This is a genomic window from Ancylobacter sp. G4_0304 (assembly GCF_047501495.1).
In the GTDB taxonomy this organism is placed as follows: Bacteria; Pseudomonadota; Alphaproteobacteria; order Rhizobiales; family Xanthobacteraceae; genus Ancylobacter.
The window spans coordinates 68,342-84,445 of record NZ_JAZDRM010000022.1; the positions used below are offsets into that span (position 1 = coordinate 68,342).

15 protein-coding genes and 2 riboswitches are annotated in these 16,104 nt (G+C 68.7%); of the genes, 8 read left to right on the plus strand and 7 right to left on the minus strand.

The features are described 5' to 3' along the window. Positions 1-209 precede the first annotated feature (209 nt). The 4 genes from VRZ77_RS13940 (at position 210) to VRZ77_RS13955 (ending at position 4,470) form a co-directional block, all read left to right on the plus strand. Positions 210-1,487 (plus strand): glycoside hydrolase family 5 protein, encoded by a 1,278-nt coding sequence (locus VRZ77_RS13940; protein ID WP_414593246.1) that lies wholly within the window; start codon positions 210-212, stop codon positions 1,485-1,487. A gap of 81 nt (positions 1,488-1,568) precedes the next feature. Further along, a complete protein-coding gene (locus VRZ77_RS13945) occupies positions 1,569-3,083 on the plus strand; it encodes a malonate--CoA ligase (RefSeq protein ID WP_414593247.1) in 1,515 nt (504 codons plus the stop codon). Positions 3,084-3,259: 176 nt separating this feature from the next. Beyond that, positions 3,260-3,778: a methylated-DNA--[protein]-cysteine S-methyltransferase gene (locus VRZ77_RS13950; RefSeq protein WP_414593248.1), complete on the plus strand. Its 519-nt coding sequence runs from the start codon at positions 3,260-3,262 to the stop codon at positions 3,776-3,778. A gap of 56 nt (positions 3,779-3,834) precedes the next feature. Next, positions 3,835-4,470, plus strand: coding sequence for a LysE family translocator (locus VRZ77_RS13955; protein ID WP_414593249.1), 636 nt, complete (start codon positions 3,835-3,837; stop codon positions 4,468-4,470). A 3-nt stretch (positions 4,471-4,473) separates the two neighbouring features. On the opposite strand, the gene VRZ77_RS13960 is transcribed toward VRZ77_RS13955, so the two are convergent. After that, positions 4,474-4,749 carry a metal-sensitive transcriptional regulator gene (locus VRZ77_RS13960; protein ID WP_241619729.1) on the minus strand — a complete coding sequence of 92 codons (276 nt, stop codon included), beginning with the start codon at positions 4,747-4,749 and terminating at the stop codon, positions 4,474-4,476. 76 nt (positions 4,750-4,825) lie between these two features. Between VRZ77_RS13960 and VRZ77_RS13965 the strand changes: the two genes are divergently transcribed. The 3 genes from VRZ77_RS13965 to VRZ77_RS13975 all read left to right on the plus strand — a co-directional run bounded on the left by VRZ77_RS13965 (position 4,826) and on the right by VRZ77_RS13975 (position 8,741). Then, on the plus strand, positions 4,826-7,342 hold the full coding sequence (locus VRZ77_RS13965) for a heavy metal translocating P-type ATPase (protein WP_414593250.1): 2,517 nt from the start codon (positions 4,826-4,828) through the stop codon (positions 7,340-7,342). Between the two features lie 74 nt (positions 7,343-7,416). Beyond that, positions 7,417-7,860, plus strand: a complete 444-nt coding sequence (locus VRZ77_RS13970) for an RrF2 family transcriptional regulator (protein ID WP_414593251.1) — start codon at positions 7,417-7,419, stop codon at positions 7,858-7,860. A 2-nt stretch (positions 7,861-7,862) separates the two neighbouring features. Continuing rightward, positions 7,863-8,741 (plus strand): NAD(P)/FAD-dependent oxidoreductase, encoded by an 879-nt coding sequence (locus VRZ77_RS13975; RefSeq protein ID WP_414593252.1) that lies wholly within the window; start codon positions 7,863-7,865, stop codon positions 8,739-8,741. 67 nt (positions 8,742-8,808) lie between these two features. Here VRZ77_RS13975 and VRZ77_RS13980 read toward each other — a convergent pair whose 3' ends face one another. The 4 genes from VRZ77_RS13980 to nadA all read right to left on the minus strand — a co-directional run bounded on the left by VRZ77_RS13980 (position 8,809) and on the right by nadA (position 14,149). Continuing rightward, positions 8,809-10,104, minus strand: coding sequence for a D-amino acid dehydrogenase (locus tag VRZ77_RS13980; RefSeq protein WP_414593253.1), 1,296 nt, complete (start codon positions 10,102-10,104; stop codon positions 8,809-8,811). Between the two features lie 63 nt (positions 10,105-10,167). Next, a riboswitch (glycine riboswitch) is annotated at positions 10,168-10,284 on the minus strand. Position 10,285: 1 nt separating this feature from the next. After that, a riboswitch (glycine riboswitch) is annotated at positions 10,286-10,387 on the minus strand. A gap of 91 nt (positions 10,388-10,478) precedes the next feature. Then, positions 10,479-11,348: a carboxylating nicotinate-nucleotide diphosphorylase gene (gene nadC, locus VRZ77_RS13985; protein WP_414593254.1), complete on the minus strand. Its 870-nt coding sequence runs from the start codon at positions 11,346-11,348 to the stop codon at positions 10,479-10,481. A 175-nt stretch (positions 11,349-11,523) separates the two neighbouring features. Continuing rightward, positions 11,524-13,056, minus strand: a complete 1,533-nt coding sequence (locus VRZ77_RS13990; RefSeq protein WP_414593255.1) for an L-aspartate oxidase — start codon at positions 13,054-13,056, stop codon at positions 11,524-11,526. 25 nt (positions 13,057-13,081) lie between these two features. Further along, on the minus strand, positions 13,082-14,149 hold the full coding sequence (nadA, locus tag VRZ77_RS13995) for a quinolinate synthase NadA (protein WP_414593256.1): 1,068 nt from the start codon (positions 14,147-14,149) through the stop codon (positions 13,082-13,084). 178 nt (positions 14,150-14,327) lie between these two features. On the opposite strand from nadA, the gene VRZ77_RS14000 reads away from it, so the two are divergent. Continuing rightward, positions 14,328-14,756 carry a GNAT family acetyltransferase gene (locus VRZ77_RS14000; RefSeq protein WP_414593257.1) on the plus strand — a complete coding sequence of 143 codons (429 nt, stop codon included), beginning with the start codon at positions 14,328-14,330 and terminating at the stop codon, positions 14,754-14,756. Positions 14,757-14,826: 70 nt separating this feature from the next. Here the strand turns inward: VRZ77_RS14000 and VRZ77_RS14005 are convergent, their stop codons facing one another. After that, positions 14,827-14,952: a hypothetical protein gene (locus VRZ77_RS14005; protein WP_281063226.1), complete on the minus strand. Its 126-nt coding sequence runs from the start codon at positions 14,950-14,952 to the stop codon at positions 14,827-14,829. Between the two features lie 166 nt (positions 14,953-15,118). Beyond that, entirely contained in the window at positions 15,119-16,066 is a 948-nt protein-coding gene (locus tag VRZ77_RS14010; protein ID WP_414593259.1) for an NUDIX hydrolase, read from the minus strand. Positions 16,067-16,104 lie beyond the last annotated feature (38 nt).

The window sequence follows — 16,104 nt, forward strand, 5'->3', positions numbered from 1 at the left end:
TGCGGGAAGGGAGGCTTTCGGCTTATCGCGCCACCGCTGCGCTGTCACGCGGGGAGCGCGCGGCGGAGCGCCTTCGCCCGACGGCAGGCGCCGGATGCGGGATTGCGGCAACACAATCGCAGCGCTCCGCTTCCCTTGCGGAGGTGCGCCGGCTCCACCCGTGCGAAAACCGTTCAACTCGCGCGCGACATGCTCTAGTTTGCCCCGCCATGATGCGTCCCGTCCTGTCTCGCCTGCTGATCTGCGCCGCGCTGTGTGGCGCCCTTGCCGCTTCCGCCGCCGCGTCGCCCCTCGCCGCGACGGCGCAGGAGGGTGCGGCGGCCACGGGCCAGCCCGGGTTCATCCGCGCGGAAGGCACGCGCTTCGTGCGTCCGGACGGCACGACCTTCCCGATCCGCGGCATGAGCTTCGGCAACTGGCTGCTGCCGGAAGGCTACATGTTCAAGTTCAAGGTCCACCGCTCCCCGCGCGAGATCGAGGACGTGATTTCCTATCTTGCCGGGCCGGAAGAGGCCGCGCGGTTCTGGGAGCAGTTCCGCGAGGTCTATATTCAGGAGGAAGACCTCGCCTTCCTCTCCGCCGCCGGCTTCACCACGGTGCGGGTGCCGCTGCACTGGAAGTTCTTCCTCGACGCCGCCGACCCCTCCAAGGTCGACCCGGACGGCGAGGGCTGGGCGCTGATCGATCGGGTAATCTCATGGGCGAAGGCGCATGACATCCGCATCATCCTCGACATCCACGCCGCGCCCGGCGGGCAGACCGGCGTGAACCATGATGATGGCGTCGGCTATCCGCTGACCTTCTACGTGCCGGAATTCCAGCGCCGCACCATCGCGCTGTGGCGCGCCATCGCGGAGCGCTACAAGGACGAGCCGACCGTGCTGGCCTATGACCTGCTCAACGAGCCGATCTCGCCCTATCACGACACGGACTTCCTCAATCCGCGTCTCGAACCGCTCTATGCCAAGATCACGCAGGCGATCCGCGAGGTGGACCCGAACCACCCGGTGATCCTCGCCGCCGCGCAGTGGAGCACCAATTTCGGCGTGTTCGGTCCGCCCTTCGACGCCAATGCCGGCTACACCTACCACAAGTTCTGGGCGAGCCCGGAGCGGCGCGAGGTGCAGGACTACGTCAATTTCGCCAATCGCTGGGGCGTGCCGATCTTTCTCGGCGAGACCGGCGAACTGACCGACGAATGGAACGAGAAGTACCGGAAGATGAACGAGAAATTCGGCATCGGCTGGAGCTTCTGGACCTATAAGAACCTCGATTCGCTCTCCACCGTCTCCTCGATCGAGAAGCCGGACGGCTGGGACGCCATCGCCGCCTTCGGCTCCGCCCCGCGCGAGCAATGGGACGCCATGGCGAAGCCTTCGCGCGAGGAGGTGGCTTCGACCCTTGACGCCTACCTCGCCAATGCGCGCTTCGCCAGGACGCGGATCAATCGCGGCTATGTCCAATCGCTCGGGATGAAGGTGCCGTGAGCGTCGCATCCGATGAAGGGTGACGGTGGGGACACGCCCGGCCATGACGCCAATATTTTGCTACGGGACGAAGCGCCACACATGACCAACCACCTGTTCTCCCTCATCCGCTCCCGCCAGCCCGACCCCTCCCGCCTGTTCGCCGAATTGCCGGACGGCCGGCGCTATGATTACGGCGAGATGGAGCGGCGCTCGGCGCAATATGCCAATGCGCTGGTGCAGCTCGGGGTGATGCCCGGCGACCGGGTGGCGCTGCAGGTCGAGAAGAGCCTTGAGGCAGTGTTCGCCTATCTCGGCACGGTGCGGGCCGGGGCGGTGTTCCTGCCGCTCAACACCGCCTATACCCCCTCCGAGATCGATTATTTCCTCAGCGATGCCGAGCCGGCGGTGTTCGTCTGCGATCCCGCGCAGGAAGCCGCGCTGGCGCCGATCGCCAAAGCGCGCGGCGTCGGTCAACTCCTGACGCTCGATGCGGCGGGGGCCGGCACGCTGCGCGCGGCGGCGGACGCCCAGCGCACGAGCTTCGAGGACGTGGCGCGCGGGCCGGACGACCTCGCCGCGCTGCTCTACACCTCCGGCACCACCGGCCGCTCCAAGGGCGCGATGCTTAGCCACGACAACCTCGCCTCGAACGCGCAGGTGCTGGCGGAGTATTGGCGCTTCACGCCGGACGACGTGCTGATCCACGCCTTGCCGATCTTCCACACCCACGGCCTGTTCGTCGCGATCAATGCCACGCTGCTCGCCGGCTCGTCGATGATCTTCCTGCCGAAGTTCGACGCCGATCTGGTGCTGACGCTCATGGGCCGCGCCAGCGTGCTGATGGGCGTGCCGACCTTCTACACCCGCCTGCTGAAGCACCCCGGCCTGACGCCGGAGGCGGCGAAGGCGATGCGCCTGTTCATATCCGGCTCCGCGCCGCTGCTGGCCGAGACCCACCGCGAATGGCGGGCGCGCACGGCCCACGCCATTCTCGAACGCTATGGCATGACCGAAACCGGCATGAACACCTCGAACCCCTATGAGGGAGAGCGCATCGCCGGCACCGTCGGCTTCCCGCTGCCGGGGGTGGAACTGCGCGTGGTCGACCCCGAGAACGGCCGCGAACTGATCCACGGCGCCATCGGCATGATCGAGGTGAAGGGGCCCAACGTGTTCAAGGGCTATTGGCGGATGCCGGAAAAGACGGCGGCGGAGTTCCACGATGGCTGGTTCGTCACCGGCGATCTCGGCCTGATCGACACGCGCGGCTATGTGCAGATCGTCGGGCGCGGCAAGGATCTGGTGATCACCGGCGGCTTCAACGTCTACCCCAAAGAGATCGAGACCGAGATCGACGCCATTGACGGCGTGATCGAGAGCGCGGTGATCGGCGTGCCGCATGCCGATTTCGGCGAGGGCGTCACCGCCGTGGTGGTGGCGCGCCAGGGCATGGGGCTGACAGAGGCGCAGGTGCTCGGCGCGCTGGAGGGCCGGCTCGCCAGGTTCAAATGCCCCAAGCGCGTGGTCTTCCTCGACGATTTGCCGCGCAACACCATGGGCAAGGTGCAGAAGAACCTGCTGCGCGAGCAGTTCAAGGGGCTGTATGGCGGGTGAGGGGGCGGCTTGGATGGCCGTCTCAGACACGGCCATGACAGGGCTGGGGCGGCACTGACCGTGCCGCACTCCTTCTGTCCGTACTCGGCGTGACCCTGAGATCGTCCGTTTCGGGTGGCCGGTCGCCGCGCCCCGTGGCAGACCGGCGGGACACGACGCTGCACCAAAGGCCATCGATGAAACCGACGGCATCCGACGACGCTCTGCTCTATCGCGCGACGCTGCCGTCGCCGGTGGGCCTCCTCACGCTGGTCGCGGCCGATCATGGCCTCGTCGCGGTGCTGTGGCCGGCGGACGATCCCGCGCGCGTCCGCCTGCCGGCCTTGCTGGAGGCGCCGGATCATCCGGTTCTGGCGGAGGCGGGGCGGCAGCTTGGCGAGTATTTCGCCGGCACGCGGACCATGTTCGACCTGCCGCTCGCCCCGCGCGGCACGCAGTTCCAGTGCGCGGTGTGGCGGGCGCTGGATGCCATTCCCTATGGCGAAACCCGCTCCTATGCGCAGATCGCCCGTGAGGTCGGCTCGCCCAAGGCGTTCCGCGCGGTTGGCGCCGCCAATGGCCGCAACCCGATTTCCATCATCACGCCCTGCCACCGCGCCATTGGTTCCAACGGCACGCTGACCGGCTTTGCCGGCGGGCTGGAGGCCAAGCGTTATCTTCTTGCGCTGGAGGCGCGGCAGCGGACGCTGCTCTGAAGCTGGCGCCGCCTGTGCTAGGATCGCTCTATTCGATCCCCGCAGCGACCGCACCCATGCCCCGCACCGAGCTGTTCCTCGCCTTTCTCGCCACCGCCGGCCTGTTCGCCTGCATTCCCGGTCCCGCCATGCTCTACACGGCGGCGCAGACGCTCGCGCGCGGCCGCCTGTCCGGGCTGATGGCGGTGCTCGGCCTGCATCTGGGCTGCTATGTCCATGTCATCGCGGCGGCGGCCGGGCTTTCCGTGCTGTTTCATGCCGTGCCGGTGCTCTATCTCGGCGTGAAGCTCGCGGGCGCGGCCTATCTGGTGTGGCTCGGCATCGGGCTATTTCGCGCCAAGGCTGGCGGCGAGGAGGTGGCGCTGCCGGGGCTGGCGCGCAAATCGGCGCGGCGCGCCTTTATCGAGAGCGTGACGGTCGAGGTGCTGAACCCCAAGACCGCGATCTTCTTCCTTGCTTTGCTGCCGCAGTTCATCGATCCGGCGGCGAGCCTTCCGGTCTGGGCGCAGTTCCTCGTGCTCGGCACGCTGGTGAATGTGATGTTCACCTCGACCGATATCGCCTGCGTGATGGTTGCTGGCGCTCTGGTGGAGCGGCTCAGGCGCTCCAGCCGCGCGCAGCGCCTGATGCGGCGCGCCGGTGGGGCGGTGCTGGTCGGGCTCGGCACCCATCTCGCGCTCCAGCGCGGCTGAGGTTCAGTCCTTCAGCTTGCCGAGCACCGAGATCAGCTCGGCGACTTTCTTGCGCTGCTCGTCGGCGTCGCCGGAGGCGATGGCGTGCTCGACGCAATGGCCGACATGATCGCGCAGCACCTCTTCCTCCACGCGCTTCAGCGCCGCCCGCACCGCCGCCACCTGCGTGACGATATCGATGCAATAGCGGTTATCCTCGACCATGCGGGAGATACCCCGCACCTGTCCCTCGATGCGGTTGAGGCGTTTCAGGCAAGCGGTGCGCGTGTCGTTCTGCATGCTTGTCATATACCCCTGCCGGGTATATATCGCAAGCCGGGGTCGATACCCCGGCAGGGTATGCAAGGAGGCGGCGATGGCGGAGCACAAGGCGCACGATCACGCGGATCATGAGCACGCGGCGCACGATCATTCAGCGCGCGATCCATCAAAGGCGGGCGCTTCCTGCTGCGGTGGGCACAAGGCGACGGCGCCGGAGCCGAAAGCGTCCTCGTGCTGCGGCGGCGGCCACGATCATGCGCACCATGACCATGCGGGTCACGACCACCACGGCCACGACCACGCCCCCGCCCCGGCGTCCTCCCACATGGCGAAGGACCCCGTCTGCGGCATGGATGTCGATCCGCACACCGCGACGCTGAAGGCCGAGCACAACGGCGTCACCTATTATTTCTGCGCGCCCGGCTGCCGCACCAAGTTCATCGCCGACCCGCAGAAATATCTCGGCGACAAGGCCCCGGCCGAGCCGGTGCCGGAGGGCACGGAATATACCTGCCCGATGCACCCGGAAATCCGGCAGATCGGCCCCGGTTCCTGCCCGATCTGCGGCATGGCGCTGGAGCCGATGCTGGTGAGCCTCGACGACGGGCCGAACCACGAGCTCATCGACATGAGCCGCCGGTTCTGGATTGGCCTCGTGCTGGCGCTGCCGGTGTTCGTGCTGGAAATGGGCGGCCATCTGATTCCGGCGCTGCACCATCTGGTGCCGCCGGAAACGTCGGTGTGGATTCAGTTCGTGCTGGCGACACCTGTGGTGCTGTGGGCCGGCTGGCCGTTCTTCGTGCGCGGCTGGCAGTCTGTGCTGACCCGTAACCTCAACATGTTCACGCTGATCGCGCTCGGCACCGGGGCGGCCTATCTCTATAGCGTGGTCGCGGTCCTCGCGCCCGGCGCGTTCCCGGACGGATTCCGCGCGGCGGACGGCACGGTCGCGGTTTATTTCGAGGCGGCGGCGGTGATCACGGTGCTGGTGCTGCTCGGGCAGGTGCTGGAACTGCGCGCCCGCGAACAGACCTCCGGCGCGCTGAAGGCGCTGCTGGACCTCGCGCCGAAAACCGCGCGGCGTATCAACGCCGACGGCGGCGAGGAAGAGGTTCCGCTCGATCAGATCGGCGTCGGTGATCGGGTGCGCGTGCGCCCCGGCGAGAAGGTGCCGGTCGACGGCACGGTGGAGGAAGGCCGCTCGGCGCTGGACGAGAGCCTCGTCACCGGCGAATCCATGCCGGTGACCAAGGCCGAGGGCGACGCGGTGATCGGCGGCACGCTGAACCGTTCCGGCGGCCTCGTCATCGTGGCGAACAAGGTGGGCCGCGACACCATGCTCGCGCGAATCGTGCAGATGGTGGCGGAGGCGCAGCGCTCGCGCGCGCCGATCCAGCGGCTGGCCGACCGCATCGCCGGCTGGTTCGTGCCGCTGGTGGTCGGCGCGGCGCTCATCGCATTCGCCGCCTGGGCCTGGTTCGGGCCGGACCCGAAATTCGCCCATGCGCTGATCGCCGCCGTGGCGGTGCTGATCATCGCCTGTCCCTGCGCGCTGGGGCTCGCTACGCCGATGTCGATCATGGTCGGGGTCGGGCGCGGGGCGCAGATGGGCGTGCTGATCAAGAACGCCGAGGCGCTGGAGCGGCTGGAGAGGGTCGATACCCTCGTGGTCGACAAGACCGGGACGTTGACCGAAGGCAAGCCGGCGCTGACGGCTCTCGTGCCGGCGGAAGGCTTTGACGAGGACGGCGTGCTGCGGCTCGCCGCCAGCGTCGAGCGTCCCTCCGAGCACCCGCTGGCGCAGGCCATCGTCGCGGCGGCGGAAGCGAAGGGTATCGACATCCCCAAGGTGCGCGGCTTCGACAGCCCGACCGGCAAGGGCGCCTATGGCCTCGTCGAAGGCAAGCGCGTGGTGCTGGGCAGCGCCGCCTTTCTCAAGGAGCTCGGCATCGATACCGCCGAGCTGGCTGCCCGCGCGGACGAGCTGCGCGCCGATGGCGCGAGCGCGATCTTTATCGGCATCAACGGCAAGCCGGCGGGCATTCTCGCCATTGCCGATCCGATCAAGGCGACCACGCCCGAGGCAATCCGCCAGCTCGGCGCGGACGGGATCCGCGTCGTCATGCTAACCGGCGACAACCGCGTGACCGCGCAGGCGGTGGCAGCAAAGCTCGGCATCCCCGAGGTGGAGGCCGAAGTGGCGCCGGAGGGCAAGGCCGCCGTGATCGAGCGCCTCAAGAAGGAGGGGCGCGTGGTGGCGATGGCCGGCGACGGCGTGAACGACGCGCCGGCTCTGGCGAGCGCGGATGTCGGCATCGCCATGGGGCACGGCACCGATGTCGCCATCGAGAGCGCGGGCGTCACCCTGCTCAAGGGCGACCTCACCGGCATCGTCCGCGCGCGGCACCTGTCCAGCGCGACCATGGCCAATATCCGCCAGAACCTGTTCTTCGCCTTCATCTACAACGCGGCGGGCGTGCCCATCGCGGCGGGCGTGCTCTACCCGGTGTTCGGCCTGCTGCTCTCGCCCATGGTGGCGGCGCTCGCCATGTCGCTGTCCTCGGTCAGCGTCATCGCCAATGCGCTGAGGCTGCGGGCGGCGAAAGTGTGAGCCGGTCGACCAAGGCCGGCCGCGTCAGGCGGCCGGCCTTGTTTTTCGCCTCGAATCGTAATAATCGAAGTTACATGAAAAAGGACAGCCGTCTCTCCTCGGTGCTTCACGCCCTGCTTCATATGGCCGAGCGGGAGGGGCCGGTGACCTCCGAAGAACTGGGGGGGTGCATGCACACCAACCCGGTCGTCGTCCGCCGCACCATGGGCCTGCTGCGGGACGCCGGTCTGGTCGTTTCAGCCCGCGGTTCGGGTGGCGGCTGGCAGATCGTGGCCGATCTGGAACAGGTCACGCTTCGCCAGCTTCACGAGACGCTCGGCGAGCCCGCGATCTTCGCCATCGGCAATCGCAACGAGATGCCGCAATGCCTGGTCGAACAATCGGTCAACGCGGCGCTCGATGACGCCTTCGCCGAAGCCGAGGCGCTGCTCCTCGAACGATTTTCCCGGATCACCCTCGCGGAACTCGCCGCCGAGTTCCAACGGCGTCACGCCGCCTACAGACAGGGACAAGCCTGACCATGCACGATGTCGTCATTATCGGGGGCAGCTACGCCGGAATGGCCGCTGCCCTCCAGCTTCTGCGCGCACGCCGTTCGGTGCTGGTGATTGATGCCGGCCTGCGCCGCAACCGCTTCGCCAGCCGCTCGCACGGTTTTCTCGGACAAGATGGTGTCGATCCGGCCGAGATCGCGCGGGTCGCACGGTCCCAGCTTGGGGCGTACCCGACGCTGCACTGGGTCGAGGACACCGCGCTCGCCGCGTCCGGGTCGAAGGACGGCTTTACGGTCGCCACCGCCTCGGGTGCGGTCCATCACGGGCGCCGGCTGCTGTTCGCCACCGGCGTCAGCGACACGCTGCCCGCCATTGACGGGCTGGCCGAGCGCTGGGGGCGCAGCGTGTTTCACTGCCCCTATTGCCACGGCTACGAGCTGGAACGCGGGCGTATCGGCGTCATCGCCACTGGTGAGGGCGCGCTGCATCAGGCCCGGCTGGTCGCGGAATGGGGCGAGGTCACGCTGTTCACCCATGGCGCTTTCGTGCCCGGTGCCGGTGCGCGGGCGGAGCTTGCCGCGCATGGCGTCGCACTGGAGGAGGTGTCGATCGCGCGCATCGAGGAGACGGCGCTCGTGGTACTGGAAGATGGGCGCCAGCTGGACTTTGCCGGTCTGTTCACCGCCCCACTCAATGCGCCGGCGACGCCGATCGCGCAGGCGCTGGGCTGCGCATTGGCCGAGACGCCTTTCGGCACGCAGATCCGCGCCGACGAGGCCAAGGAGACCAGCATTCCCGGCGCCTATGCCTGCGGGGACGCGGCGCGGGTGCCGCATTCGGTGTCGCTCGCGGTGGCGGACGGCGCCTGGGCCGGGGTGAACCTTCACCGCTCACTGGTGTTCTGAGGCGGACGCCCATGAAAAACCCGCCCCCGGCGCAGGCCGGAGGCGGGTGAGACGGAAGCGCTATGCCTCATTCCGCCGCAAGGCGGAAGATCTGGGCGCTGGGCTTTTCGACCGGCATGTCGGTGGCGATCTTTTCGGCGATCATCTGCGCGGTGGCGGCCGAGAGCGTCCAGCCGAGATGGCCGTGGCCGGTGTTGTAGAACACGCCCGGCAGCTTGCCGGCGCCGACGCGCGGCATCAGGTTCGGCATCATCGGGCGCAGGCCGGCCCACGGCACGGCGCGCGCGGTGGAGACGCCGGGGAACAGCTTGCGGGTCCAGTTCACCAGCGGCGCAATGCGGTCGGCGCGGATATCGCGGTTCTCGCCGTTGAACTCGGCGGTGCCGGCAATGCGGAAGCGGTCCTTGCCGAGGCGCGACGTGACGATCTTGGTCTGGTCGTCGAGCAGGCTCACCCACGGCGCGGCGTTCTGGCTGGCCTCGTCGTCGAGCATGACAGTGATGGAATAGCCCTTCACCGGATAGATGTTCACGCGGTCGCCGAACTGGGCGGCCAGCGCGCGCGAGCCGACGCCGGCGCAGACCACCACGCCGTCGAAGCTCATGGTCTCATGGACCGGCTGGGCCTCATCGCTCGACGCGGCGAGGGTGAGCGCGATATCGACGCGCGGCTTGCCGGCGCTGACGCTGTGCTTGACCGAATCGACGCTCGCCTCGTTCACGAAGGTCACGCCATGGCGGCGGCAGGCATCGGCGAGGCCGCGGGTGAACAGGTGGATGTCGCCGGTGGAGTCGGATTCGGTGAAGAAGCCACCGTAATAATTGCCGTGCAGCGTCGGCTCGATCGCGCGGATTTCCGAGGGGCTGACGGCGCGGCGGGCGAGGCCGCCCTGGGCATAGAGCTCGCTGGCGCGGGCGGCGGCGTCATAGCCGAGCTTGTCGCGGTAGATGTGCAGGATGCCGCGCTTTTCGAGCTTGAAGTCGATGCCTTCGCGGTTCGCCATCTCGAACATGTAGTCCCGCGCCTTGATGGCGAGGCGGGTGGTCTCGATGGTGTTGGCCTTGTAGTTCGGGATGTTGGCGAGAAACTCGGCCATCCAGGAATATTTGTGCCAGGAGGGCTTGGGGTTCATCAGCAGCGGGGCGTCCGCCTTGAACATCCACTTGATGCCCTTGAGCACGGTGGACCAGGAGTTCCACACCTCGGCGTTGGAGGCGGAGAGCTGGCCGCCATTGGCGAAGGAGGTCTCCATCGCCGCATAGCGCTGGCGATCGATGACCGTGACGTCGTAGCCACGTTCGCTGAGGGCATAGGCGGTGGTGATGCCGGTTATGCCGGCGCCGATAACAGCAATGCTGCGCATGGGGAACTCCCGCGCTTGAGGACGACAAGGCGCGGATGGCTCATCCATCCGGCCCACTGTCCCCAATCTGTCGCGGTACCTGAGAGCTCGCCCCGAGCCGGACGGAACGAACCGTCACCACTCGGGCTTCCCCTTCGGTGGACGCCTGCCTTCATCGCGGCGGCGCCTCTCTCCAGATCGTCCTGATTATGCGGTCCCTTGGGCCTGAGAGTTTCCTGGGGGGTTGCTCCGTCGGCGCCGACACATGTCCGGGAGGACTGTCGGTCTCTCCCGCATAACCATTAGCAGACGGCTATATGCATCGCACAAAAGCATGCCCGTTTCAAGGGCAGGCATGGCGCGCGCGCCCCCGACCAAGGGATGAGACGCGTGGCTTACAGCGTCGTGACGGCATCCAGCCCGAGATCGAGGATCGGCGCGGAATGGGTAATCCAGCCGACCGAAATCAGGTCGACGCCGCTGGCCGCGATCGGGCCGATGGTCTCGCGATTGATCCGGCCCGAGGCCTCGGTGAGCGCCCGCCCACCCACGATCGCGACCGCCTGGCGCAGCAGTTCCGGCCCCATATTGTCGAGCAGCACCGCGTCGACGCCTTCCGCCATCGCCTCGTGGAGCTGATCGAGCGTGTCGACCTCGACCTCGATCTTCAGCATGTGCCCGGCATGGGCCTTGGCCGCGCGGATGGCTGGCACCACACCGCCGGCGACCGCGATGTGGTTGTCCTTGATCAGCACCGCGTCGTCGAGGCCGAAACGGTGGTTGGAGCCGCCGCCGGCGCGCACCGCGTGCTTTTCCAGCGCGCGCAGGCCCGGCGTGGTCTTGCGGGTGCACACCACATGAGCCTTGCCGTGGGCCCGGGCGATCTCGACCAGCGAGGCGGTGGCGGTCGCGATACCGGACATGCGGCAGGCGAGGTTCAGTGCCACGCGCTCGGCCGAGAGGATGGAGCGCGCCGAACCGCGCACGCGCATCACCACATCGCCCGGCGCCAGCGCCGCGCCGTCGGGGCGTTCGACCGTGACGTCGAGAGTGGGGTCATAGAGCTGGAAGGCGAGGCGGGCGACATCGATGCCGGCGGCGACGCCGGGCTGGCGGCTGGCGACCACCGCCTCGAAGCGCAGGCCGGCGGGCACCACCGAATCGGTGGTGATGTCGCCGGCGCGGCCAAGGTCTTCGAGAAACGCGGTGCGCAGCAGCGGCTCGACCAGCAGATGGGGCAGGGGAGGCAGATGAGACTGGGACATGGCTGTTTAACCTGTGAAATTCCTGCGGCCCGGAAACCGGGTGTCGCCGCTGCCCCCTCGCCCCGTATGGGCGAGGGGTGGGGTGAGGGAAGCTGGACGGCTCCGCGACCGTGTCGCCCTCACCGATCCGCGTCGCGGATCATCTCGTCCGATGGGCGGCCTATACGAGGCTGTCTTACGCCACCTGCCGCTCGGCCGGTTCCAGCGCGATGTCGTCCAGCGCGATCTCGGCGTGCCGAGCGTCGGCAGCGGGCTGCGGGAAGTCGGCGCGGAAATGCCCGCCCCGGCTCTCCTCGCGCCGCAGCGCGGCTTGCGCGACCATCCGCGCGATCAGCGACAGGTCGTCGCCGTCGCGCTCGGCCAGCGCGGTGAGTTGCCCGAGAGCGGCCCTCAGCGACGCCGCCTCGCGCACCACCCCGACCTGCCGGTCCATCAGTGCGCGGATTTCTGCGCGCGACAGCGAGCGGCGCACCGGGGCGGTCCCCTCGAGGTCGCGCACACCCGGGACGTCGCGGCCGGCGATGTCGGCGGCGATGCGCGGGGCGAAGGCGAGCGCCTCCAGCAGCGAGTTGCTGGCGAGCCGGTTGGCGCCGTGCAGCCCGGTCGAGGCGACCTCGCCGCAGGCCCACAGCCCTTCCAGCGTCGAGCGGCCGGAGAGGTCCACCTTGATGCCGCCCATGTGGTAATGCGCCGCCGGCCGCACCGGGATCGGGGTCAGCGCCGGGTCGATGCCATTGGCCCGGCACAGCGCGACCACGCCGGGGAAGCGGCGGTCGATATTCGTGAGCCGGGCGTCCAGCACCACCTGACGGCCGCTGGCGATCTGGGCGAAGATGGCGCGTGCCACCACATCGCGCGGGGCAAGCTCGCGGCCGGGCACGTTCTCCATGAAGCGCTCGCCGCGTTCGTTCAGCAGGATCGCGCCTTCCCCGCGCAGCGCCTCGGTGGCGAGCGGCATCGGCGCCGGGCCGCCGGGTCCGCGCGCCTGCGCGTCGGTCACCGCCATGGCGGTCGGGTGGAACTGCACGAACTCCATGTCGCGCATCACCGCCCCCGCGCGGGCGGCAAGAGCGAGGCCCGAGCCCGTTGCCCCGAGTGGATTGGTGGTCGAGGCATAGAGCCCGCCGAGCCCGCCGGTCGCCAGCACTACCGCGCGGGCGGCAAGGCGCAGCGTCTCGCCATCGGCGCGGGTGACGGCGAGGCCCGCGACCCGCCCGTGCGTGTCGCGCAGCAGGGCGGTGGCGCGGGTCGCCTCCATCAGATGGATCGACGGGCAGGCGCGCACTGCGCGTACCAGTGTTTCCAACACCACGCGCCCGGTGCCGTCGCCATCGGCATGGACGATGCGCCGGCGGCAATGGGCGGCCTCCAGCCCCAGCGCGAGCGCGCCGGAAGCGTCGCGGTCGAACGGGGTGGAGAGGCTGACCAGCCAGTCGATGGCGGCCGGTGCGGCCTCCGCGACCAGCCGGGCGACCGGGACATCGGAAAGGCCGGCGCCGGCGGCCAGCGTGTCGAGGGCGTGCAACTCCGGCCGGTCATCGGCGCCGAGCGCGGCGGCGATGCCGCCCTGCGCCCATCCGGTCGCGGCCTCCTGCCCGAGGGTGGAGGCGACGATGAGCGTGACCGGCAGGGGGCTGAGCCGCAGCGCGGTGGCGAGGCCGGCAACCCCGCCGCCCACAACGACGACGTTTTCAGGCGCGTGCTTCACGGCGATTGTCCTTGAAAAGCAGCCTTCAGCGGATGGCGAGCATGCGCTCGACGGCGAGCCGGGCGCGGTCGGCGATGGCGGGATCGATCTCGACGGCGTGGGTCATCGTTTCCAGCGAGCGACGGATCGCCGGCAGGGTGATGCGGCGCATGTGCGGGCACAGATTGCACGGCCGCACGAACTCGACATCCGGGTGGAGCACCGACACGTTGTCGGCCATCGAGCACTCGGTGATCAGCACCACGCGCGCGGGCTTCTCGTCGCGCACATAGTCGGCCATGCCGGCGGTGGAGCCGGCATAGTCGGCTTCGGCCACCACCTCGGGCGGGCATTCAGGATGCGCCAGCACCACGACGCCGGGATGGTTCTCGCGCAGGTCGCGAATGTCCTGCGGGGTGAAGCGCTCATGCACCTCGCAATGGCCCTTCCACGCGATCAGCTCCAGCTCCGGCACTTCCTTCTGCACGTTCTGGGCGAGGAACTCGTCGGGCAGCATCAGGATGCGCTTGGTGCCCCATTCCTTCGCGACATGGCGCACCACCTTCACGGCGTTGCCGGAGGTGCAGCAATAATCGCTCTCGGCCTTCACCTCGGCGGAGGTGTTGACATAGGTGACCACCGGCACGCCGGGGAAGCGTTCGCGCATCAGGCGGATGTCGGCGGCGGTGATGCTCTCGGCCAGCGAGCAGCCGGCCTTCATGTCCGGCATCAGCACGGTCTTGGACGGGTTCAGCAGCTTGGCGGTCTCGGCCATGAAATGCACGCCGGCCATGACGATGACGTCGGCATCCACCGTCACCGCCTCGCGGGCGAGCGCAAGGCTGTCGCCCACGATGTCGGCCACCGTGTTGAAGATTTCCGGCGCCTGGTAATTGTGACCGAGCACGACGGCGTTGCGCTCTTTCTTCAGCCGCTCGATCGCCTCGACCTCGCGCGCGATCAGCGGCCATTCCGCGGGGGTGACGTGGCCGGCGACCCGCGCATAAAGCTCGGGCAGCGGCAGCGTCGCCGGCCGCGCGGGCTCGGCATAAAGGCGGGCGGCGGCCTCGTCGCGAGACCGGGTGGAACGTTCCACGGCGTTGGCGTCCAGCATGTCCACTCCCTTATACTCTTTTTGAGTATAACTAGGGTCAAGAAAGACCGGGCGCGAGGCCCGGCATTTGGCTTATGCTAAGACTGAGTATAAGTGCCTGTCAACGGCCCGTCACAAATGGCATGATCCAATTTGCGGATCATGCCGCAAGGCACGCGCAGCGCTTGGAATTTCGTTCATGACCTTGAAGATCGGGCCCGCCGCGGCCGCCGACGAACGTGCCGTGGTCCACCTCTGGCGCGCCTGCGGGCTCACCGTGCCCTATAACGACCCGGCGGCGGATTTCCGGCAGGCGCTGGGCCGCGAGGCATCGGACGTGCTGATCGCGCGGGCGGAATGCGGGCGGATCGTCGGGGCGGTCATGGTCGGCCATGACGGGCATCGCGGCTGGCTCTACTACCTCGCCGCCGAGCCGACGATGCAGCGCCAGGGCATCGGCAGCGTGATGGTGGAGGCTGCGGAAGGCTGGCTGAAGGCGCGCGGCATCGTCAAGGCGCAGCTTCTGGTGCGCGAGACTAATGCCGGCGTCGTGGCGTTTTATGAAAAGCTGGGATTCGAGATCGCCCCGCGCCTCGTGATGTCGAAGTGGATCGACGGGCGGGAGTGACAGATCGGACGGGAAAAATGGCCCCGCGCCGACGCCCGGTCCGGGCGCCGTGCGGGGGGTGTCGGCCGGTTCAGCCGATCTGTTCGATGATGATGGCGCGAATCTGCTCGCGCGTCAGGCCGCACGGCTCCGGCTTCCAGTCAGTGCTGGAGCGGATGACGGGCTGGGTAGGGTGGGTCTGCTTCTTGTTAGTCATAAATCCTCGATGCCGCGGCGACGTAATGTCGGCGGCTGACGCTATGCGTCTGTGTGGTGAAAGAAAGCCTCGCATCGCAACAGATGCCGGCTCGGCCGCCAGACCGGCGACGATGGGAAACTAACGGCCTAATGCGTCGCGAATGTGACGTAACGGACGCTCGACGTCACCGCCGCCCGCTGCCACCCGGCAGCCGCACGCCGGGGGCGGGGCGCTCCAGCAGCACCTCGCGGCGGAACCGCACCAGCCGCGCCGGCCGCCCGCCGGTTTCGGTCGCGGTCTCGCCGGTCTCCTCGACGAGGCGCTGCTGCTCCACCAGCCGGCGGAAATTCTGCTTGTGCAGCCGCACCCCCGACAGCGCCTCCACCGTGCGCTGGAGCTGCAGCAGGGTGAAGGAAGGCGGCATCAGCTCGAACACAACGGGGCGATATTTGATCTTGCCGCGCAGCCGGGCGATGGCGAGCGCCAGCATGCGGCGGTGATCCACCGCCATCTCGACGCCGGACGGCCTGAGCGCCGTGCGCGCCGCGCCGCGCTCGCGCAGCGCCTCCGCCACGAGACCGGCCTCGTACAGCAACTCGTAGCGCTCCAGCACGCGCTCCTCGTTCCAGGAGCCGTCCTTGCCGCCATCCTTGCCGAAGCACAGCGTCACCCGCTCCGCCCGCATCTCGCCGGCGCGCGCATCCGCCGCTGCCGCCGCCCAGGCGTGCAGGCCCGGCTCCAGCGCGTCGAGCACCTTCGGACGGCCGTCGCGCCAGTCCTCCCACGGGAAATAGCGATACCAGCTCTGCCATACCGCATCGGTATCGCCGGCCGGGCGCGCCTCGCGCACCAGCGCGAGATAGGCCAGCGAGAGCGAGCGCCGGGCATCCTCCCCGCGGTCACGGTCGCCGAAGGTGTAGAGCTGCTCGACATGGCCGAGCACCTGCAGGGTCTGCCGCTCCACCCAGCTTCGCAGGCCCACTTCCAGCGTGCGGTGGCCGCGCTCCAGTGGGCCGGAGGGCAGGGATTCGCTCGCCCCGCCCACCACCTCGCCGACGCCGCGACGGATCGCCAGCACCTTGGGGTCGTCCTCCGTCACGGCGACGATCACCGCGCTCAGCCCGATGGTCAGGTCGTCTTGCCGGCGGGCGGGCGTCTCGGGGGGCGGGC